This window comes from Nocardia sp. NPDC006982 (assembly GCF_042869435.1).
Taxonomy (GTDB): Bacteria; Actinomycetota; Actinomycetes; order Mycobacteriales; family Mycobacteriaceae; genus Nocardia.
This window is the reverse complement of record NZ_JBIAFV010000009.1, coordinates 58574-78500: the sequence shown is the minus strand read 5'-3', so window position 1 is coordinate 78500 and position 19927 is coordinate 58574. Positions and strand designations below refer to the sequence as shown.

At 66.4% G+C, this 19927-nt stretch carries 17 protein-coding genes; 4 read left to right on the top strand and 13 right to left on the bottom strand.

The annotated features are described in order from the left end of the window. Positions 1 to 14 precede the first annotated feature (14 nt). Genes ACFYOW_RS30925 through ACFYOW_RS30885 form a run of 9 tightly spaced genes read right to left on the bottom strand, consistent with a single transcriptional unit; the run spans position 15 to position 9290 of the window. Positions 15 to 1214: a VWA domain-containing protein gene (locus tag ACFYOW_RS30925; protein ID WP_387293606.1), complete on the bottom strand. Its 1200-nt coding sequence runs from the start codon at positions 1212 to 1214 to the stop codon at positions 15 to 17. Then, a complete protein-coding gene (locus tag ACFYOW_RS30920; RefSeq protein ID WP_387293605.1) occupies positions 1211 to 1873 on the bottom strand; it encodes an SRPBCC family protein in 663 nt (220 codons plus the stop codon). Before ACFYOW_RS30920 ends, ACFYOW_RS30925 begins: the two co-directional genes overlap by 4 nt. A 13-nt stretch (positions 1874 to 1886) precedes the next feature. Beyond that, positions 1887 to 2774, bottom strand: a complete 888-nt coding sequence (locus ACFYOW_RS30915; RefSeq protein ID WP_387293604.1) for an AAA family ATPase — start codon at positions 2772 to 2774, stop codon at positions 1887 to 1889. Continuing rightward, positions 2771 to 3364 carry an NTP transferase domain-containing protein gene (locus ACFYOW_RS30910; RefSeq protein WP_387293603.1) on the bottom strand — a complete coding sequence of 198 codons (594 nt, stop codon included), beginning with the start codon at positions 3362 to 3364 and terminating at the stop codon, positions 2771 to 2773. The genes ACFYOW_RS30915 and ACFYOW_RS30910 overlap by 4 nt, the downstream gene beginning before the upstream one ends. After that, on the bottom strand, positions 3361 to 4248 hold the full coding sequence (locus tag ACFYOW_RS30905; RefSeq protein WP_387293602.1) for an XdhC family protein: 888 nt from the start codon (positions 4246 to 4248) through the stop codon (positions 3361 to 3363). Before ACFYOW_RS30905 ends, ACFYOW_RS30910 begins: the two co-directional genes overlap by 4 nt. A gap of 25 nt (positions 4249 to 4273) precedes the next feature. After that, on the bottom strand, positions 4274 to 6664 hold the full coding sequence (locus tag ACFYOW_RS30900; protein WP_387293601.1) for an aerobic carbon-monoxide dehydrogenase large subunit: 2391 nt from the start codon (positions 6662 to 6664) through the stop codon (positions 4274 to 4276). Then, positions 6661 to 7179: a (2Fe-2S)-binding protein gene (locus tag ACFYOW_RS30895; RefSeq protein ID WP_387293600.1), complete on the bottom strand. Its 519-nt coding sequence runs from the start codon at positions 7177 to 7179 to the stop codon at positions 6661 to 6663. The genes ACFYOW_RS30900 and ACFYOW_RS30895 overlap by 4 nt, the downstream gene beginning before the upstream one ends. Positions 7180 to 7181: 2 nt before the next feature. Further along, on the bottom strand, positions 7182 to 8072 hold the full coding sequence (locus ACFYOW_RS30890; RefSeq protein ID WP_387293599.1) for an FAD binding domain-containing protein: 891 nt from the start codon (positions 8070 to 8072) through the stop codon (positions 7182 to 7184). Between the two features lie 57 nt (positions 8073 to 8129). Beyond that, positions 8130 to 9290, bottom strand: coding sequence for an XdhC family protein (locus tag ACFYOW_RS30885; protein WP_387293598.1), 1161 nt, complete (start codon positions 9288 to 9290; stop codon positions 8130 to 8132). Between the two features lie 61 nt (positions 9291 to 9351). On the opposite strand from ACFYOW_RS30885, the gene ACFYOW_RS30880 reads away from it, so the two are divergent. Further along, positions 9352 to 10308: a LysR family transcriptional regulator gene (locus tag ACFYOW_RS30880; RefSeq protein ID WP_387293597.1), complete on the top strand. Its 957-nt coding sequence runs from the start codon at positions 9352 to 9354 to the stop codon at positions 10306 to 10308. A 9-nt stretch (positions 10309 to 10317) separates the two neighbouring features. Here the strand turns inward: ACFYOW_RS30880 and ACFYOW_RS30875 are convergent, their stop codons facing one another. Together ACFYOW_RS30875 and ACFYOW_RS30870 are read right to left on the bottom strand one after the other, a co-directional pair. Next, positions 10318 to 11049 (bottom strand): cache domain-containing protein, encoded by a 732-nt coding sequence (locus ACFYOW_RS30875; RefSeq protein ID WP_387293596.1) that lies wholly within the window; start codon positions 11047 to 11049, stop codon positions 10318 to 10320. Further along, positions 11033 to 11791, bottom strand: coding sequence for a FadR/GntR family transcriptional regulator (locus ACFYOW_RS30870; protein ID WP_387293595.1), 759 nt, complete (start codon positions 11789 to 11791; stop codon positions 11033 to 11035). Before ACFYOW_RS30870 ends, ACFYOW_RS30875 begins: the two co-directional genes overlap by 17 nt. Before the next feature lie 176 nt (positions 11792 to 11967). Here ACFYOW_RS30870 and ACFYOW_RS30865 point away from each other — a divergent pair, with 176 nt between their 5' ends. From ACFYOW_RS30865 to ACFYOW_RS30855, 3 genes are all read left to right on the top strand, one after another. Next, positions 11968 to 12237 (top strand): hypothetical protein, encoded by a 270-nt coding sequence (locus tag ACFYOW_RS30865; RefSeq protein ID WP_387293594.1) that lies wholly within the window; start codon positions 11968 to 11970, stop codon positions 12235 to 12237. Between the two features lie 94 nt (positions 12238 to 12331). Next, the gene (locus ACFYOW_RS30860) at positions 12332 to 14290 is read left to right on the top strand and encodes a glycoside hydrolase family 15 protein (RefSeq protein WP_387293593.1); all 1959 of its coding nucleotides are present in this window, start codon (positions 12332 to 12334) and stop codon (positions 14288 to 14290) included. Positions 14291 to 14610: 320 nt separating this feature from the next. Further along, positions 14611 to 16815 carry a molybdopterin oxidoreductase family protein gene (locus ACFYOW_RS30855; protein WP_387293592.1) on the top strand — a complete coding sequence of 735 codons (2205 nt, stop codon included), beginning with the start codon at positions 14611 to 14613 and terminating at the stop codon, positions 16813 to 16815. Positions 16816 to 16969: 154 nt separating this feature from the next. Here ACFYOW_RS30855 and ACFYOW_RS30850 read toward each other — a convergent pair whose 3' ends face one another. After that, positions 16970 to 17350 (bottom strand): hypothetical protein, encoded by a 381-nt coding sequence (locus ACFYOW_RS30850; RefSeq protein ID WP_387293591.1) that lies wholly within the window; start codon positions 17348 to 17350, stop codon positions 16970 to 16972. A 252-nt stretch (positions 17351 to 17602) separates the two neighbouring features. Further along, the gene (locus ACFYOW_RS30845; RefSeq protein ID WP_387293590.1) at positions 17603 to 19891 is read right to left on the bottom strand and encodes a molybdopterin-dependent oxidoreductase; all 2289 of its coding nucleotides are present in this window, start codon (positions 19889 to 19891) and stop codon (positions 17603 to 17605) included. Between the last annotated feature and the right edge of the window lie 36 nt (positions 19892 to 19927).

Sequence of the window (19927 nt, the reverse complement as noted above, 5' to 3'; positions counted from 1 at the left end):
GCGTCGACAGGGTGTCAGGTGATATTCGCCGATGCCAGGGCTTGCAGGAACTCGTGCATGCCCGCCAGCGTGTGTGCGGGCATCATGATGTCGCAGTACGGCAGCGCCGCCGCCATCGCACCGGTGGTCGGCTGGAATCGGGAGTCGCCCGCGCGGGGATTGAGCCAGATCACGCGCCAAGCCCGGCGTCGGATCCGGGCCATCGCTCGGGCGAGGACATCGGGGGTGTCGCTGTCCCAGCCGTCCGAGGCGATGACGACGACGGCGCCGCGCACCGCGTTGCCGGACGCAGTCGCGAGCAGCGTGCCGAGGCACCGTCCGATATGCGTGCCGCCGTAGCGGTCGACCACCTTGTCGTTGGCCCTGGCCACCGCGACGTCGGGGGAACGGTGCGCCAGCACCGAGGTCAGCCTGGTCAGCGAGGTGGAGAAGGCGAATACCTCGGGTCGATCGGGTGTGCGGCGCTGCATCGCGGCTCGCATCAGGTGTAGGTAGATCGTCGAATACGGTCGCATGGAGCGGCTGACGTCACAGATCATGATGATTCGGCGCGGGCGGCCGCGGGGACGGGTGCGGACCAGGACCGCCGACTCCCAGCCGGTGCGGCGGGAGTTGTGCATCGTGGCCCGGAAGTCGATCCGCTTGCCGTGTGGATGGTTTTCATACCGCCTGCTGCGGCGCTGCGGCCAGTGCGCCGATGCCTGCTCGAGCCAGGCACCGACCGTGCGCAGGTCGTCGGGATCGAAGTGGTCGAACGGTTCCTGTGCTCGTGCCGCGAGTCTGCTCGGCAGTACGTCCGGCAGCGTCACGCCCTTGTCGGTCGATCGGTCGGCGCCGGTCGCTGATTGCAGTGTCGCCCAAGGGACCGCACCCCCTTGCCGACTCTGCTCCCGGCCGCCCGTACCCGGCGCCGGCAGGTGTTCGGTCGGCAATCGGTGCGTTCGGCTGGGCGGGTCCACACCCAGCACCGCGTCGGCGAACACCGTCGCGAAGACCGCGTCGAAGGCGGCGAGATCCTGCATGCGATCGACGAGGGTGAGTCGCGCGGCCCAGTAGAGTTCGGTGCGCGACCGCGGTGGCATGCGGTGCAAGGCTTGTACGAATAGCGCGGGCCCGCTCGGTGCGACCGCGACGCCACCACGGCGCAGCCGTGCGACCACCGCGACGGCGAATGCGGCCAGATCGACCCCGCGCAGGATTACCGCGCGTGTCATCGCTTCCCGCGCATTCGTCTGCGTACCAGGATGATTGCGAGCACGGCCGCGAGCACGGCCGCGAGCGCGATCGCGAGCGCGATCGCGGGCGCATACTTCTTGATCATCGTGGGTCCGACGAGATCGACGAGATCCAGTGGTGCCGGTTCGGGTTGTGTGACCGGCTGCGGCCGCATCTCTCGGCTGTCCGGCCCAACCACCGCGGCGGCCGAATCGCTCGCCGCGAGTTTCGCTTCGAGGGACGTCACGAATTGGCCGAGGAGTTTCTCGGACACCTGCTGCAGCACCCCGCTGCCGAGTTGGGCGAGCTTGCCGACGATCTTGAGGTCGGTGTCCACGGTGACGCGGGTCTTGCCGTCGTCTTCGCGCAGTTGCGTGGTGATGGTCGCCGCCGCGTTTCCGGATCCGCGTGAATCGCGGCCGGTGCCGTTGATGACGGCGCGATGGTCGTGTTCGTTGCGCTCGACGAAATTCGCTTTCCCGGTGAATTCGCTGGTCACCGGGCCGACTTTGACCTTCAGTTTGCCGAGGAAGTCCTGTCCCTGCCAGCCGACCATCTGTGCGCCGGGCATGAGCGGGACCACCTGTTCGAGGTCGGTCAGCACCTGCCATGCCTGTTCGACGGGTGCGTTGACGGTGAATTCGTTGGCGATCTTCATCGGAGTATCCCTCTCATCCGGTGGCCAGGCTTCGGGTGTATTCGACGAATGCGGTGTGCACGGTGGCTCGGTCGTCGGGTGTCTTGGCCAGTGCGCTGAGCGCGGCGACCGCCTCCGGTGCGGTGAGATCGGCGACGTCGAGTGTTGCCAGCGCGGCGATCCAGTCGATGGTTTCGGCGACGCCGGGCGGCTTGTCGAGGTCGAGTTCGCGGGCGCGGCCGACGAATCCGGTGGCGTGTTCGATCAGTGCGTCGGTTGCCCCGGGCACGGTGCGTCGCACGATCGCTACCGCGCGGGTCGGCTCCGGATAGTCGATCCAGTGGTAGAGGCAGCGCCGCCGCAGCGCGTCGTGCAGGTCGCGACTGCGGTTGGAGGTCAGCACCGCCAGCGGCGGGTGTTCGGCGACGAAGGTCCCGAGTTCGGGTACGGTCACCGCGGCCTCACCGAGGAATTCGAGCAGCAGTGCTTCGAATTCGTCATCGGCACGGTCGATTTCGTCGATCAACAGCACCGGGGGTGTCGGGCCGCGATATCGGGCACAGCGCAGGATCGGGCGGTCGACCAGGAATGCCTCGGTGAACAGATCGGCTTCGGTGAGGTCGGCGCCGCGCGCCTCGGCGAGCCGGATGCTGAGCAGTTGACGCTGGTAGTTCCAGTCGTACAGTGCTTCGCTCACGGTGAGTCCCTCGTAGCACTGTAGGCGGATCAGTGGTGCACCGAGCACGGTGGCCAGGGTTTTGGCCGCCGTCGTCTTGCCCACTCCCGGTTCGCCTTCCAGCAGCAGCGGCCGACCCAACGTGGTGGCCAGATAGAAAGCGGCGGCGGTCCCGGTATCGAGCAGGTAGTCGTCGGCGTCGAATCGTCGGACCACGTCCTCGATATCGTCGAACGGCGACATCATGGCGACGTCGTGGCGCGCAGGCGCTCGTAGTCGTCCCAGGTGTCCACATCCAAGGGCATCGGCGCATCGACGTGGAGTCGAGACACCGGGACGCGGCCGGACTCGATGATCTTCCACACGGCTTTGTCGCCGTGCAATCGGGCCAACTCGCCGAATACGCTGCGACTCAGCCAGAATGGATGCCCGACACCGTCGTGGTAGCGACAGATGGTGATCGCCGTGGATGTTCCCTCGGCGATCAGTCGCTGTACGGCTGCCGCCGACAGACCTGGTTGATCCCCGAGCATCAGCACAATTCCGGCAGCACCGGGGTGTACCACGCGCAGGGCCGAACGCAACGACGACGAACAGCCCGAACCGAAGTCGTCGGCCATGACCACCTCCAGCCCGGCGAGATCGACCTGCTGCCGGATCGCCGTGGCCGCGGCGCCGAGGGTGACGATGGTCTGGTCGAAAGCGCAGGAACGCACCGCTTCGAGGGTGGCGCCGAGTACCGTCGTATTCCGGTACGGCAGTAGCTGTTTCGCAGTGCCGAGGCGCCGTGAGGCTCCCGCGGCGAGTACGACTCCGGTGACGAACCCGATTGTCATGAGCCCGTCTTCGCGAAGGAGGTGCGGCAGCCGGAGCTGCAGAACCAGTGGTCGACATCGCCGATGGTGAGATGCGGTGTGTCCGGCCCGACCGTCACGGTCATGCCGCACACCGGATCGAGAACCTCGACCGCGACATCCACCGTGCGGGGCGTCACGGCCAAACCGTCTTTGCGGATCGCTTGGATCACTTGCGCGACAATCGAGACGGCGATCTCCGCGGAGGTCTTGGCGCCGATCGGCAAACCCACCGGGGTGCGCACCCGCGCCCGCTCGGCGTCGGTCAATTCGAGTTCGTCGAGAATCGACGCCCCCCGAATTTTGCTGGCCACCAACCCGATATAGCCGAGACCCGCATCGAGCGCGGCCCGGATCAGCTCGGCTTCGGGGCCACCGTGACTGGCGATCACCATCGCCGTCGTATCGGCCAGCGAATCCGGCGAGTCGGTTCCGGCCACACTGCGCTGCACTCCGAATCCGACCAGTTCGCACATGTCGGCCAAGGCGTCCGCGATGGGTGTCGCGCCGCAGATGCGCACCAACGGCGCCGGGATCTGCGGCTCGAGGAATATTTCCAACGCTCCGCCGGACAGACACGGATTCACCACGACCGCCGCGCCGGGTGCTTCGGGAAACTGCAGGTCGCCGTCGGGCAGCACGCGCAGCAGCACACTCTCGTGCGACTGCAGGGCACCCAGCGCCGCCTTGCGGACCGAGTTCTGGGCGCACTGGCCGCCGACGAACCCTTCGATCGTCCCGTCCTGCAACAGGATCGCTTCGTCCCCGGCATGCGCCGAGGTCGGTTGCTGCGCGCGCACGACGGTCGCGTGCACGAACGGAGTCCGGGTGCGAACCAACTGCTGTGCGCGCTCGCTCATCTTCATCGTTGATCCCATCGCCGGCACCCACTCAGATCGGCGGTGTGGCCCGCCCCTGCATCGCTTCCCACACCCGCGACGGCGTCAGCGGCATGTCGGCGTGGCGAACTCCGAACGGCGCCAACGCATCCACCACGGCGTTGACCACCGCTGCCGGCGATCCGACCGTGGCCGATTCGCCGATGCCTTTCGCGCCGATCGGGTGGTGTGGCGAAGGGGTGACCGTGTAGCCGGTCTCCAAATGCGGAACTTCGAGTGCGGTCGGGATGAGGTAGTCCATCAGGGATCCGCTCAGGCAGTTGCCGTCCTCGTCGAAGGCCATGATCTGCATCAGCGCCATGCCGATGCCGTCGGTGATGCCGCCGTGCACCTGGCCCTCGATGATCATCGGATTGATCCGGGTGCCGCAGTCGTCGACGGCGAGGAAGCGTCGCACCTGCACCACGGCTGTCCCGGGGTCGATGTCGACGACGCAGAAGTACGCACCATAGGGGTAGGTGAGATTCTCCGGGTTGTAGCAGATCTGCGCGTCGAGTCCGCCCTCGATGCCTTCGGGCAGATCTCCGGCGCCGTGTGCTCGCATCGCGATTTGCTGGATCGTCACGGCCGCGGACGGATCGCCCTTGACGTGGAACGAGCCCTTCTCCCACTCGAGGTCGGCGATGGAGACCTCGAGCATGCCGGATGCGATGATCCGTGCTTTGTCGCGCACCTTGCGCGCCACCAGTGCGGCGGCGGCGCCCGAGACCGGTGTCGAGCGGCTGCCGTAGGTGCCCAGGCCGAACGGAGTTTGATCGGTATCGCCGTGCACCACGTCGATATCTTCCGGCGGGATGCCGAGTTCTTCGGCGACGATCTGGGCGAATGTCGTCTCGTGCCCTTGCCCCTGGGTTTGCACCGCTATGCGCACAACGGCTTTGCCGGTGGGATGGATGCGCAGCTCGCACCCGTCGGCCATCCCGAGTCCGAGGATGTCCATATCTTTGCGCGGACCCGCACCGACGGCCTCGGTGAAGAAGGACATCCCGATGCCCATCAGCTCGCCGCGGGCGCGCTTGTCCTGCTGTTCCTTTCGCAAGGCGTCGTAGCCGATCATGTCCATCGCCAGGCGCATGGTCTTCTCGTAGTCGCCGGAGTCATAGACCCAGCCGGTTTTGGTGGTGTACGGGAATTGTTCGGGGCGAAGGAGGTTGCGTAGCCGCAGCTGGGCCGGGTCCATCTTCAGTTCGTAGGCGAGGCAATCGACCAGCCGCTCGACGAAGTAGACGGCCTCGGTGATCCGGAACGAGCACGCGTAGGCGACGCCGCCGGGGGCCTTGTTCGTGTAGACCGCGGTCATCTTGCAGTAGGCGGCCTCGATGTCGTAGCTGCCGGTGAAGACGCCGAAGAAGCCGGCCGGATACTTCAACGGTGCGGCGGTGCCGTTGAAGGCGCCGTGATCGGCGAGCACGGTCGACCGGATGGCCAGGATCTTGCCTTCGGCGGTGGCGGCGATCTCGCCGACCATGATGTAGTCGCGGGCGAATCCGGTGCTGGTGAGGTTCTCGCTGCGATCCTCCATCCACTTCACCGGTTTGCCCAGCAACAGCGATCCGACGATGGCGCAGACGTATCCCGGATAGATGGGCACCTTGTTGCCGAACCCGCCGCCGATATCGGGTGAGATCACCCGGATCTTGTGTTCGGGCAGCCCGGCCACCAGCGCGTAGAGGGTGCGGTGGGCATGCGGTGCCTGACTCGTCGACCACAGGGTGAGCTTGCCCGTCACGGGGTCGAGATCGGCGACGGCGCCGCAGGTCTCCATCGGGGCGGGATGCACTCGCGGATAGACGATCTCCTGTTTCACGACGACGTCGGCGCGCGCGAACACCGCCTCGGTCGCGGCGGCGTCGCCGGTCTCCCAGTCGAAGCAGTGGTTGTCGCGCTTGCCCTCGAGATCGTCGCGGATCACCGGCATCCCGGGCGCCAGCGCGGTCCGGGCGTCGATCACCGGATCGAGCATTTCGTACTCGACGTTGATGAGCTCCAACGCATCACGGGCGGAATAGCGGTCCTCGGCGACGACGAAGGCCACCTCCTGGCCCTGGAACCGGACCTTGTCCGTGGCCAGCACGGCTTGCACGTCGTTGGACAGCGTCGGCATCCAGGCCAGTCCCTTCGCCGCCAGATCCGCACCTGTGACAACCGCCCTGACCTTCGGATGTGCCTGTGCCGCGGAGATATCGACGCTCACGATCCGGGCGTGCGCGAACGGGGAACGCAGGATCGCCAAATGCAGCATGCCGGGCAGCGATACGTCGTCGACGTAATTGCCGTGTCCGCGAATGAACCGTGGATCCTCTTTGCGCAGCATCCTGCCGTGACCGCATGGCTTGTGGTCGTTGTCGACACGGTCTTCGGGCCGGGATTCGACGGCGGTCATGACGTGGTCCCTACCGGTGTAGGCGTGGCGGCGGGTTCGGGCTCGACCGCTTCGCCGCGTTGTTTCGCCGCGGCCCACTGGATCGACCGCACGATGGTGGTGTATCCGGTGCAGCGGCAGATCTGGCCCGAGATCGCCTCGCGGATGGTCTGCTCGTCGGGATTCGGGTTGCGGTCCAGTAGGGCGCGGGCGGTGATCATCATGGCGGGCGTGCAGAATCCGCACTGCAACCCGTGGCACTGCATGAAACCCTCTTGCACGGGATCGAGTCGGCCGTCCACCTCGAGCCCCTCGACGGTGCGCACCGCACGACCGCCGGCCATGACGGCCAGCATCGTGCACGACTTCACCGGTTCGCCGTCGACCTGCACTACACAGGCGCCGCAGTTGCTGGTGTCACAGCCCCAGTGGGTTCCGGTGAGCCGCAACTGATCTCGCAGGAAATGCACGAGCAGGGTGCGTGGCTCGACCTGCGCGGTCACCGGCTCGCCGTTGACGGTCATGGTTACCTGCATGGCTAATTCCCTTCCGGCGCAGGGTGATTCAGTACGCGCTCGACCGCGGTGCGCAGCACGCGAATCGTCAGTTCGGACGCGAGATGGCGTTTGTAATCCGCGCTGCCACGCGCATCGGAGACAGGTGAGCACGCCGCGCTCGCCCGGCGGCCCGCCTCCGCGAAGACCTCCTCGGTGGGCGGATCACCGATGAGCACGTCCACCGAGGAGGCCAGCGCCACCGGATCGGGGTCGACCGCGGTCAGACCGATCCGTGCGGCCGCTATCGCCTCGCCGCGCAGGGTGACCGTCGCGCCTGCCGCCGCGATCGCCCAGTCGCCGACGCGGCGCGCTACCTTCGCGTAGGCGCTCGAGGTCCGATGCCGCACCGGGATTCGGATCTCGAGCAGAAGTTCGTTGTGCGACATGGCGGGTTCATACGGGCCGACCAGGAAGTCGTCCATCGCGATCTCCCGGTCGCCGGACGGTCCGCGTACCAGGCAGGTGGCGCCGAGGACCGTGCAGACCGTGCACAGATCTTCGGCGGGATCGGCCTGACACAGCGAGCCACCGATCGTGCCGCGGTTGCGTACGATCGGGTCGGCGATCACGCGCTCGGCGTCACGGAAGATCGGGCACACGGTGGCGAGGTCGTCGGATTCCAGCACATGCCGATGCCGGACCATCGCGCCGATGCGCACCAGGGTCGGATCTGTGACGATGTAGCCCAGTTCGGCGGCCAGGTCGTTGATGTCGATGAGATATTCCGGATTGGCCAGCCGCAGCTTCATCATCGGCAGCAGACTGTGCCCGCCCGCGACGATGCGCGCCTCCTCCCCGAGCCGGTCCAGTAGTCCGACGGCGTGATCCACGCCCGTTGCGCGCTCGTATTCGAATGGCCCAGGAACTTGCATGTGATCGACCTCACATCAGCGGGAATGAGCCAAGCCTCGGCCCCGCTGAGCCGGGCGTCAAGACCGATTTAAGGAATCACTTAATTCGCTGTTCGCGCTGGTCGCGTGGTGAATCCGGCCGCTGGTTCTGCTCAGTGCCGCGCCGTGTCCGCCCCAGCGTCGCGCGATGATCTCGGCCGCGATGGACACCGCCGTCTCCTCCGGTGTCCGCCCGCCCAGATCCAGCCCGATCGGGCTGGCGAGGCGGGTGAGTTGTTCGTCGGTGAGGCCTGCCTGTCGCAACCGGTCCAGCCGCTGGTCGTGCGTGCGGCGCGAGCCCATGGCACCGACATAGCCGATCTGCGGCGCGCGCAGTGCCACCTCGAGCAGCGGAACGTCGAACTTGGGATCGTGGGTCAGCACGCAGACGACGGTTTGCGAATCGACCGCGTCGGCCGCGATCTGCGCGGCCAGGTAGCGGTGCGGCCAGTCGATGACGACCTCGTCGGCGGTCGGGAACCGGGCGGAGGTGGCGAAGACCGGCCGCGCGTCGCACACAGTCACCCGGTAGCCGAGGAATGATCCCTGCTGGGCGACGGCGGCGGCGAAATCGATCGCCCCGAACACCAGCATCCGCGGCTGCCGGGCATAACTGGCGACGAAAACACCCATGCCCTCGCCGCGGCGCTGCCCGTCCGGACCATAGGACAGCACTTCGGTGCGGCCCGCCGCGAGCAGCCCGCGTGCGTCATCGATGACCGCATCGTCGGCGCGCGCCGACCCCAGCGCGCCGTGCGCATCGCTCGGACGGATCAGCAGCCGACGCCCTACCCGGGCGGTGTCGGGGTGCTCGATGACGGTCGCAACCGCGACCGGCCGGTGCTCGGCGATATCCGCGGCGACCTCGCCGAGTTCCGGAAACGTCTCCCGCGAGACCGCTTCGACGAAGATGTCGATGATGCCGCCGCAGGTGAGACCAACAGCGAATGCGTCCTCGTCGGAGAAGCCGTAGCGCTGCAGCACCGGAGAACCGGTCCGGATGACATCGGTGGCGAGTTCGTAGACCGCGCCCTCGACACAGCCACCGGAAACCGAACCGCCGACCGTTCCGTCCGGGGCGACGACCATGGCCGCACCAGGCGGTCGCGGCGACGAACGGAAGGTCCGCACGACCGTCGCGACCCCAGCTGTGCCCCCGGCGTTCCATGTTGTCATCAGATCCGTGAGCACGTCCTGCATAATGCGTCCTCCAGACGCGATGCAGCCGTCGCTGCGTCCACCTCCAAAGTAGACTCGGATTGTGACGCCCGCCCAGCTTCGGGCCTACTCGACCGTGGTGCGGCTCGGCTCCGTCCATGCGGCGGCCGGCGAGCTGGGGATGTCGGATGCCGGTGTCTCGACGCACATCGCCCAGCTGCGCAAGGAACTCGACGATCCGCTGTTCACCCGCACGGCATCGGGTCTGGCCTTCACCCCCGGCGGGCTGCGCTTGGCCAGCCGGGCGATCGAGATTCTCGGACTGCAGCGCCAGACCGCCATCGAGGTGAGCGAGGCGGCCCACGGCCGACGGCTGCTACGTATCGCGGCATCGAGCGCGTTCGCCGAACATGCCGCGCCCGGCCTCATCGACCTGTTCGCGGCGCGGGCGAAGGATCTGTCGGTGGAGCTGAGTGTGCATCCCACCAGTCGGTTCCGCAGCCTGATCGAGACCCGCGCGGTGGATATCGCGCTGGGGCCCGGGCACGACGGCACCGACTCGACCATCACCGCCCGGCCGTTCCTGAAATATCAGATCATTTCGGTCGTGCGCCCCGACAGCCTACTGGCCGACATCGCACCGCATCCGGCGCTGCTGCGGGAACAGCAGTGGATGCTGGGGCCCGGTGCAGGCAGTGTCGACGGGCACATCGCGACAATGCTGCGCGAGTTGGCCATTCCCGAATCACACCAGCGGATCTTCCAGAGCGACGCCGCCGCCCTCGAAGAGGTTCGCTGTACCGGAGGCGTCACCCTGACGATCGGCTTCGCCGTGTCCTCCGACCTCGCGACCGGCCGGTTGCGCCACATCAAGGGACCCGGCCTTCAGGTATCCGATGAGTGGTGCGCGACCACCTTGCCACCCGACACCCGCCAGCCCGCGGTGTCGGAACTGCTGCGGTTCATCACCACCCCGCGATGCACCCAGGCGATGATCCGCGGGTCCGGCGTCGGCGTCACCCGGTTCCGCCCGAAAGTGCATGTGACGCTGTGGAGTTGACGCTGGGGGTCAGTGGGATGCCCTGGATCCGAGCGGACGCAACGACCAAGGCATCGCCTCGATCGGAACTGTCGCAGCGGAGCTGTCCATCCGGCTCGTCTTGGATCCGGTGGTGAATTCGGGATCGGTCCCCATGATGACGCGGCCTTCACTGTTGACCAGCACCACCCGCTGACCGAGCGCTTGGAATCGCGGAAGCAAGACCGCCTCGATCGCGGCAACCGGCACATCGGCACCGGCGATTCCGAGGAATGTTCCCGATGTGGTCGTGACCGGTATCGAGAATGTGCAGACATACTCGTCGGTGCACGCGTAATCGAGGTGCGGCCCCTGTACCCATCGCCGACCCTGCTCGCGCGGAACCGTGAACCAGTCCATTTTGGTGTAGTCGTAGAAGTATTCACTCCCGGGGTTCAATTCCAGCAGCAGGCGTTGCGCGGTGGGAAGCCACCACTCGAGGTGTCGGGGGTGATCCGCCAGAACGCGGTCGGCCATCACTACGCCTGCGCCGTTGAACAATTTTCCGCGTGACTCGAGTTCGCCGAGGATGGTCTCGCGCAGCGGTGCCAGATCCCTTGCCCGGGGAGTGGACGGCAGCTTCTCGGTGAGCTCTTCCCAGAGGGTTGTCAGCGCGGTCCCGATGGTTGCCAGCGATAGGTAGACCTCGTCAGCCAGTTTTGTGACGGAATCAGCGAGCGACTCGATGGTCGCGGGGGCCGGAAAGTTATCGGTGTCCCTCACTGAGCTCCAAGCGCAAGGCAACAAGGCGGCGGATGCGTGATTCCGTATGCGATTCTGCCAGTTCTCTGGCCCGGGCGTCGTCTTCTTGCTCGATCGCGTCCACCACGTCACGATGGGCGGTCGCCTCGACCGCAGGGTCCAGCTTCAGGCCCGGCAGCCACAGCAAGGCCGACAGCTCTGCCTGCAGACCGACCTCGGCGCGGGTCAGCCGGGTGGACTGTGCGCACACCGCCATCTCGATGTGAAAGCGGCTGTCGGCCTGGCGGGCCGAGACGAGGTCGGAGCTGGCCTCGAGTCGGTCGGCCAAGGCGCGGAGTCCGGATATATCGGCCCGCAAGCTGCGGCGCGCGGCGAAAACGGCAACCGCCCCGGTGACGGCGAAGTGCTCGTCCCCTAGATCGCGCAGCTCCTGAACGCTCATCTGTTGCAACCGCGCCAGCGAGGTGCTCTCGAAGACCTCCGTCGAAGCGCTGATGAAGCTGCCGCCCCCGCGCCCGCGCTTGGTGTGCACGATGCCCTGCTGCCGAAGGACGACCAGCGCCTCCCGCAGGGTCATCGTCGAGACACCCAACTGGTTGGCGAGGTCGGTCTCACTCGGCAACTGCTGGCCGTCGGCCATCACACCGAGGCTGATCGCAGCAGACAGCCGCTGTACCACGGCCTCGGTTTTCGGCCCACCGCCCTCGAGTGGTGACAGCACGGCGCCGAGTGCGGTCAATCCGGCCCTCTTCTGGTGGGACAACGCGACTCCTGGGGTGACGGGACCTGACATGATTCTACCCGTTTAACAATTGAAATATGAACTATAAAGTTTTATGTAAACCTCTTGAACTATGAAATCTAATGTCTTAGGTTAAGGGTACTGCCCCGCATGGACACCTCGATGCGCCGAGGTGACGATCGAAACAGGATTTTCCCATGTCCGAGAGCCCGACCTGCTATACGGAAGTCGACGGACTGTGTGTGACGTGGCGCATGGTTCAGCATCATGTGATCGCGATCGTCGCCGTGCACAACGCATCCGACGCTTCGCCGGTGGCGTCCTTCTGCCCCAGCAGCTACCCGGATCTCGCGCGTGCGCGCGAGCTCCTTCCGGAACTGGCGAGGCTGTGGGATGCGGTCCGCCGCGAATTCTGGACGACACTGATCCCGCCGCCGCTGGTGGCCAGAGGGCAGGCATTGGCATAACGTCGCCGAGCACCATCGTTGCGGTGCATACTCAGCCTGATTCGCCAGTCGATTGCGTGGAATAGCCAGGTCAGAGTTCAGCGCCCAGACGACGATGGAGCGACACATGGACGACCACAGCGAACCCATGCCGCGGCCGACGGCGTTCCCGCGCATCGATGACTACGGTTTCATCTCCGACTGCGAGGTCACCGCACTCATCGCGCCCAGCGGAACCGTCGAATGGATGTGTCTGCCCCGCATGGACTCCCCCAGTGTCTTTGCGGCCATGCTCGATCGTTCCGCCGGTTCGTTCCGGTTCGCCCCCGCCGACTACATGGTGCCCACCGATCGCCGTTACGTCCCCGGCACGATGGTCATGGAGACCAGTTGGCGCAGTGGCGAGGGGTGGGCGACGGTCCGCGATGTGCTGCTGGTCGGACCCTGGCGACATCAGGTACCCGGCCGTAGCGCCCATTGTCGAACCCCCACCGACTACGACGCCGAGCACATTCTGCTGCGGACAGTGCACTGTGAGACCGGGCAAATCCAGTTCGTGCTCGACTGCCAGCCGTCCTTCGACTACGGCAGGCATCGCGCGCATTGGGAGTACCTCGACAGTTACTACACCGCGCAGGCCGGCGCCGACGGGATCGATCTGCAGCTGACACTGAGCACCGACCTGCGCTTGGGGCTGGAAGGGACCCATGCGCTGGCCCGCACCCTGCTGAAGGCGGGCGACACGCGGTTTTGCGCGCTCTCCTGGGGTAGTCGTGACGCACCGCGCGCCGTCGACGAGGCCGATGCGCGGCTGCTGCGGACCATCCATCATTGGCGGCACTGGCTGGCCGGTGGGCGGTTTCCGGACCATCCCTGGGCTGCCCAGCTCACCCGCAGCGCGCTGACCCTCAAGGGGCTGACCTTCGCGCCCACCGGCGCCATCAGCGCCGCCGCCACCACGTCATTACCCGAAACACCAGGCGGACAACGCAATTGGGACTATCGCTACTCGTGGATACGCGACTCCGCCTTCGCGCTGTGGGGCCTGTACACGCTGGGTTTCAGCTGGGAGGCCAACGACTTCTTCTCCTACATCATCGGTTTGACCGAAGACGTCCGGGATATGCAGATCGTCTACGGCATCGGCGGCGAAAGCGACCTCACCGAGCAGACTCTCACCCACCTGCGTGGCTACGAAAATGCCCGCCCCGTGCGCATCGGCAACGGCGCGTACCGGCAACGCCAGCACGATGTGTGGGGTGCTGCGCTGGACGCGGTCTATCTCTACGCGCGCAACCAGGACCGAATCGACGCGCGAGCCTGGTTGGTGCTGAGCCGGGCGGTCAAAAGCGCTCTCACCTACTGGCGCGAGCCCGACCACGGCATCTGGGAAGTACGCGGGGAGCCCCAGCATTTCACCTCCAGCAAGGTGATGTGCTGGGTTGCCGCCGATCGTGGCGCCCGGCTGGCTCGCATCCACCAGGACTTCGAACGCGCGCATCGCTGGCAGCAGGCCGCAGACGAAATCCACGCCGACATATGCACTCACGCCCTCGATTCCCGGCAGGTGTTCACCCAGTACTACGGCAGCACGGCGCTGGATGCCTCGACCCTGCTCATCCCGCTGGTTCGCTTCCTGCCACCAGACGACGACCGGGTACGCAACACGGTGTTGGCCATCGCCGACGAACTGACCGAAGACGGCCTCGTATTGCGCTACCGCGTCGGTGAAACCGACGATGGCTGCGCGGGGGAAGAAGGTGCCTTCACGATCTGCTCGTTCTGGCTGGTCTCGGCGCTGTCGGAGATCGGTGAGAAGACACGAGCCAAACAGCTGTGCGAGAAACTGCTCGCCTACGCCAGCCCCCTGGGCCTCTACGCCGAGGAGATCGACCCCCGGACCGGTCGGCACTGGGGCAATTTCCCCCAGGCGTTCACCCACCTCGCGCTGATCAACGCCGTAATGCACGTCATTCAGGACGAACAAGCGATATTGCGGCAGGCGCTCGGCGGGGAATCGATCGCCCCACGGCTCGACGATGCATCGTTCACACTGGGATACATGCACCGCTGACCCTGATGCCGCAGCCGGGTCATCCGCGCGACGACCGCACTCGAAACGCCGGCAGTCGCAACGCCGCTGGCCCAGAGCAAGGCGGAGATCTCCCTCGGCAGACCGGACTCGGCACGAAATCTGTTCGCGCATAACAACTTCCGAAAGATCGATCGATACCGTCCGATGTCGCGGACCGGCGGGCCGTGATCGACGCTACGGCAACCGATCCCGCGCGCGGGCGAATCCGCGGGCCGGGCTCGACCGGAACGGTATACCCGCCACGGTAGGCGCCGCTACGATGAGACGGTAACTCTCTCAATGGTGTGGAGGAACACGGGATGGGTGCTACCACCGTCGCTCGGCAATGCACGTTGTGTGAGGCGCACTGCGGGATTCTGGTGACCGTCGAGGATGATCAGGTCACCCGGATCGAGGGCAATCCCGATGATGTGCTCTCGCAGGGGTACATCTGCCCGAAGGCGACGGCAATGGGTGGGCTGCACCACGATCCGGATCGATTGCGCACGCCGGTGCGTCGGGTCGGTGACCGGTTCGAACCGATCGGGTGGGACGAGGCGTTCAGCGAGATCGGGCGGCGGCTGCGGCAGGTGCGCCGCGCGCACGGAGCCAGCGCGATCGGAATGTACCTGGGAAATCCGGCCGCACACAGCTCGTCGGTGATCTACGGCGCGCTGCTGCGCACAGTGCTGATGACGCGGAACTTCTTTTCGGCGTCCTCGATCGACCAGTTTCCGCAGGAGTTCGTGGCGTGGCGGATGTTCGGATCGAATGTACTGATGCCGGTGGCCGATATCGATCGCACCGATCGACTCGTGATCATGGGCGCCAATCCGGCGGTGTCCAACGGTTCGGTGACCACCATGCCCAATGCGAAGCAACGCATTCGAGACGTGCGCAAGCGCGGCAAGGTCGTCGTCATCGATCCGCGGCGCACCGAGACCGCGCGCCTGGCCGACGAGCATGTGGCCATCGCACCCGGCGGTGATGTGTATCTACTGCTGGCGATGCTGCAAGTGCTGGTCAGCGAAAACCTGTGTGAGGAAAGCAGGATTCGCGCGCAATGCACCGGCTGGGACGAATTGCGGGCGCTGGTCGCCGAAGCGACACCGGAACTCGCCGCGCCGCTCACCGGCATCGATGCCGAGACGATTCGGCGGCTGGCACGCGAGCATGCGGCGGCGGATTCGGCACTGGTCTATGCCCGGATCGGGATATGCCACCAGGTGACCGGCACGCTGACACATTGGCTGGTCAACACCATCAACGCGGTCACCGGGAATCTGGATCGGCCCGGCGGGCAGATGTTCGCGACGCCGCCGATCGATGCGCCGCGATTCGGGAAATACCTGCCGGTGGGCTACGGGGCGTGGACGGACCGCTCCGGCACCTACAAATCGTTTCGCTCCGAGCTGCCGGTCGCGGTGCTGGCCGATGAGATCCTCACCGAGGGCGCCGGGCAGATCCGCGCGATGATCACCTACGCCGGTAATCCGGTGCTGTCGACACCGCAGCGCGGCAAACTCGACGCCGCACTGGACAAGCTGGATCTCTATGTCGCCGTGGATATGTACGTGACCGAGACGACCCGGCACGCGGACATCATCCTGCCGCCGATCTCCCCGCTGGAACGCGAGGATGTGAACATTCTGTTCCCGGTGTTCAGTGTCCGGAACAATCTGCGCTACGACGCCCGTGTTTTCGAACCTCCGGCCGACGGACTCGAAGATTGGCAGATCATGGCGCGGCTGATCACCGAGCTGGTGCCGCTGCCGGCACGCCGGTTCACCACACGGGCGGTCAACGCGCTGCTGGCGCAGTTCAGTCCGATGCGGTTGACGACCCTCGGGGTGGCCGCAGGCCCGTACGGGGTGCTGCGACGCGGCCGCAAGGGATTGTCTGTCGCGAAGGTCCGCGCCGCGGCCGGGGGGATCGATCTCGGTCCGCTGCAGCCGCGATTGCGCACGTTGATCGGGACCAAGGATCGCAAAGTGCATCTCGCGCCCGACGATTTCCTCACGGCCGCACGAGAATTGCTCGACGAGGCGCGCCGCGGCAATGCGCTGACCGCGCCCGCCGACGGCTACGACCTCAAACTCATCGGCCGCCGCCACCTGCGCAGCAACAACTCCTGGCTGCACAATGTCCCGTCCATGGTGAAGGGCCGCGACCGCTGCACCGCCCTTATGCACCCCGCCGACGCCGCCGAACGCGCCCTCACCGACGGCACACCCGTCGCGGTCACCTCCCGCACCGGCTCGATCGTGGTCACCCTCGAGGTCAGCGACGATATCCGCCGCGGCACCATCGCCATCCCGCACGGCTGGGGTCACCGCGAACCCGGCGTCGGCTGGCAAGTGGCGGCGTCCCTCCCAGGCGCGAATGTCAATCTGCTGCACGACCCGTCGCTCACCGACACTTTCTCCGGGAACGCGGCGGTCAACAACACGTGGGTGACAGTGACTCCGGCGACCCCCGCGCCGACGGCGGCGGATGTCGATCGCGAGCCTGCGCCGACTTCGTAGGACCGCGCTGCCCGCGGAATCCGCGCCGTTGCCCGGCTGTCGCGGCCGGGAAGTCTGGCGATCACGTGGCCTGGGGCCACTCCACGGAGTGAGTTGACCGTCGCGCGGACTTTCTCGGATGCGGTCGCACCTGGGTGCACGCCGCCGAGACCGATCAGGACGTTTGAACCGTGACGCGGTAGCCGAGGCGGAGCTCTCGAGCGGGGTGGGCGGCGGCGGTGAGGTGCAGCCAGCGGTGCAGGCCCGCGCGCGGGTCCGGGACATAGGCGGCCTGGGTGTGGGTGATGCCGAACGGGAAGTTTCCCGATGCCGCGGTGGCGGTCATCAGATGCATCTCCGCCCACAGGTACGGTTCGGGCGCGTCTTCGGGCAGGGGACGGGTGTTCGGGAGGAAGAAGCCGAACGGTTCGGCAGGGGCTCCGGAGGAGTGGATGAGCGTGCCGGTGACGAATAGTCGCACCGTCCCGGTATGCACCACACAGTTGGGTGTCAGGTGCAGGGGCGGGGCAGGTTGCAGCTCGAGCCGGAAAACCATGGGCCGACTGTACGGTGTCGCCATGTGCGCGAAACGCACTGGAGCGTCACGAAGTTCGGTTGCTCACAGACCCGGCCGCACGCAGGTCGCTGCCAGCGCCGGCGCGTGCGCCGTAATTGTCCGATCTGGGCGGATCTGTTCGATCGCGCGGGAATGATGCGATCACCCCGTGGCTCGTCCACGAAAAGCTGCGCCGGGCGGGATGCGGAATCTGTCAGCGACGAGATCCTGCTCGAAGTGGCGCACGAAAAGCTACACCTTGCCCAGTGGTTCGATACGGGCCGGAACATGCTTGTGCCACGGCGTTCCGGCAATCGCATCGCGCCAACCGGCATCGGTGAGCTCATTCGCGGCCACACCGGTGCGGGTGGCGTCGGGCAAGTCGAGGCCCAGCCCGTTGGGCAGCGAGGCATGCCCGGGCCGCATGCGGTCGTTGATCTCGACCGCGGCCACGGCGCTGCCACGCCGGGTGGTGATGCGGGCGCGCTCACCGGTGGTGAGACCGAGGGCGGTGGCATCGTCGGGGTTGAGGCGCAACGCACCCTCCGGGTCCCGGCGACGCCAGCTGTTGTCGCGGAAAATGGTGTTGGCAGTGAAGGATCGCCGTTCCCCGGCCGACAGGACGAAGGGGAATTCGGGGCTGGTGTGCGTGGCAGGCGTGGTCGGGAGTTCGCGCAGCGCGTGCAGCAATTCCGGGATTGCCAACGGGATGCGCGGGTGCGGTACATAGTCCCAGGCGTCCGGATAGTCATCGATGGTGAAGGTGACACCGGAGCGGCCCGCGAGGATGGCGTCGAACAGCGCATCGGCATTGGGATGACCCGCTCGACGCATCGCGGCGGGGTGCACCTTCGCGACGCGCTGCGCGAGCGCCCACAGCACAGCGGCCGAACGCGCACCATCGGGCAGGGTTGGGCCCAGGGTTTCATAGAGCAGGTAGGGGGCGAGCCCGCCGATCTTCTTGTTCATCGCCAACAGTGCGGCGAAGGCCAATGCGTAGGGGCGACGGCCGAGTTTCGCGGCGGTCCGCAGTACCGCCAGCTCGGCACGCCCGACGACACCGAGTTCACGGAGCAGGCGCGCATAGATCTCGGGTTCGGGCAGTGTGCCGGGTAGCGGTTCGAGTACCGGCGCGCGCAGATGGAAGGTGTTGTGCGGGAACTCCAGATTGAAGAAGGTGGCCTCCCACTTCTCGAACTGGCTGGCCGCGGGCAGCACATAGTCGGCGTGGCGTGCGGTTTCGGTGAACGCGACATCGATGACCACCACCAGATCCAGTGCGTCCAGTGCGGCGCGGAAGGCGGCCGAATCGGCGAGTGAGTGTGCCGGATTCGCGGATTCGATGATCATTGCCCGGAACCGGTCGGGGTGATCGGTGCGGATTTCCTCGGCGATCGAATTGCACGCCAACATGCCGCCGAGGATCGGTGCGCCGGTCACCGGGCTGCGTTTGATGTCACGGCTGTAGCTCGCCAACGGCGCCATCCACGAATGCGGTTGCATGGCACCGGGTTTGGCGAAGTTACCGGTGAGCAGCCAGAGCAGCTTGTTCAAATAGGAGATCAGGGTGCTGTTGGGGCTCTGCTGGACGCCCAGGTCCTCATAGGTGGCCACACTGCTCGCGGTGCCGATCCGGTGGGCGGCGGTGCGCAGCAATTCCACCGGCACACCGCAGACTTCGGCATAGGACGTGATATCGATATCGCGCAGCACCGCGGTGACCGCGTCGACCTGGTCGACGTGGTCGGTGAGGAATTCCTGATCGAGCAGATCGTCTTGCACCAGCACGGCGAGCATCGCGGCAAGGCACCACGCGTCGGTGCCGGGGTGGACCTGCAGATGGATATCGGCGAGATCGGCGGTTTCGGTGCGCACCGGATCGAGCACGATCATGGTGCGGGCCGGATCCTTGGCGATCTGCTGCAGTACGGTGCGGGCACGCGGCACACCATGCGACTGCCAGGGGTTCTTGCCGAGGAAGACCGAAACTTCGGCATGTTCGAAATCGCCGGTGGTGTGGCCGCCGGTCAAATGCGCGTCGACCCAGCCCTCGCCGGTCTTCTCCTGGGCGAGCGCGGTCGAGCGGTAACGACTGCCCAGCGCCCGGCGCAGCGCACCGCTGTAAGCGCCGCCGAGGTGGTTGCCCTGTCCCCCGCCGCCGTAGAAGAAGATCTTGTCACCACCGTATGTGTCCTTGACCTCGGTGAGGCGCGCGGCGATCTCGGAAATCGCGGTGTCCCAGTCGATTTCGGTGAAACTGCCGTCGGCTTCGCGGCGCAGCGGGGTGGTCAAGCGGGTGCCGCCGTTCTGGTAGTGGTCCAGGCGCAGCGCCTTGTTGCAGGTGTATCCGGCCGAGGCGACGTGGTCCTTGTCGCCGCGGATCTTGGCGAAGCCGCGGCCCTCCAGCTGGATCAGCAGGCCGCAGTTGTTCTCACACAGGATGCACGCGGTCTTATGCCATTCCTGTTGTGCCACAGCATCATTGCGTCTGGGCCGCACACTGCCCTCGACTCGGCTGCCCTGCTGTGCGGCGGTACTCATCGATGCTCCTCTGAGTTGTCGTTGATCGAGAGCGGA

What these genes read in the sequence shown, in the direction of transcription:
- ACFYOW_RS30860 (WP_387293593.1), top strand. Translation starts at nt 12,332, where the DNA reads ATGGAGCGACACATGGACGACCACAGCGAACCCATGCCGCGGCCGACG.
- ACFYOW_RS30885 (WP_387293598.1), bottom strand. Translation starts at nt 9,290, where the DNA reads ATGCAGGACGTGCTCACGGATCTGATGACAACATGGAACGCCGGGGGC.
- ACFYOW_RS30925 (WP_387293606.1), bottom strand. Translation starts at nt 1,214, where the DNA reads ATGACACGCGCGGTAATCCTGCGCGGGGTCGATCTGGCCGCATTCGCC.
- ACFYOW_RS30865 (WP_387293594.1), top strand. Translation starts at nt 11,968, where the DNA reads ATGTCCGAGAGCCCGACCTGCTATACGGAAGTCGACGGACTGTGTGTG.
- ACFYOW_RS30845 (WP_387293590.1), bottom strand. Translation starts at nt 19,891, where the DNA reads ATGAGTACCGCCGCACAGCAGGGCAGCCGAGTCGAGGGCAGTGTGCGG.
- ACFYOW_RS30900 (WP_387293601.1), bottom strand. Translation starts at nt 6,664, where the DNA reads ATGACCGCCGTCGAATCCCGGCCCGAAGACCGTGTCGACAACGACCAC.
- ACFYOW_RS30890 (WP_387293599.1), bottom strand. Translation starts at nt 8,072, where the DNA reads ATGCAAGTTCCTGGGCCATTCGAATACGAGCGCGCAACGGGCGTGGAT.
- ACFYOW_RS30855 (WP_387293592.1), top strand. Translation starts at nt 14,611, where the DNA reads ATGGGTGCTACCACCGTCGCTCGGCAATGCACGTTGTGTGAGGCGCAC.
- ACFYOW_RS30910 (WP_387293603.1), bottom strand. Translation starts at nt 3,364, where the DNA reads ATGACAATCGGGTTCGTCACCGGAGTCGTACTCGCCGCGGGAGCCTCA.
- ACFYOW_RS30850 (WP_387293591.1), bottom strand. Translation starts at nt 17,350, where the DNA reads ATGGTTTTCCGGCTCGAGCTGCAACCTGCCCCGCCCCTGCACCTGACA.
- ACFYOW_RS30895 (WP_387293600.1), bottom strand. Translation starts at nt 7,179, where the DNA reads ATGCAGGTAACCATGACCGTCAACGGCGAGCCGGTGACCGCGCAGGTC.
- ACFYOW_RS30915 (WP_387293604.1), bottom strand. Translation starts at nt 2,774, where the DNA reads ATGATGTCGCCGTTCGACGATATCGAGGACGTGGTCCGACGATTCGAC.
- ACFYOW_RS30905 (WP_387293602.1), bottom strand. Translation starts at nt 4,248, where the DNA reads ATGAAGATGAGCGAGCGCGCACAGCAGTTGGTTCGCACCCGGACTCCG.
- ACFYOW_RS30920 (WP_387293605.1), bottom strand. Translation starts at nt 1,873, where the DNA reads ATGAAGATCGCCAACGAATTCACCGTCAACGCACCCGTCGAACAGGCA.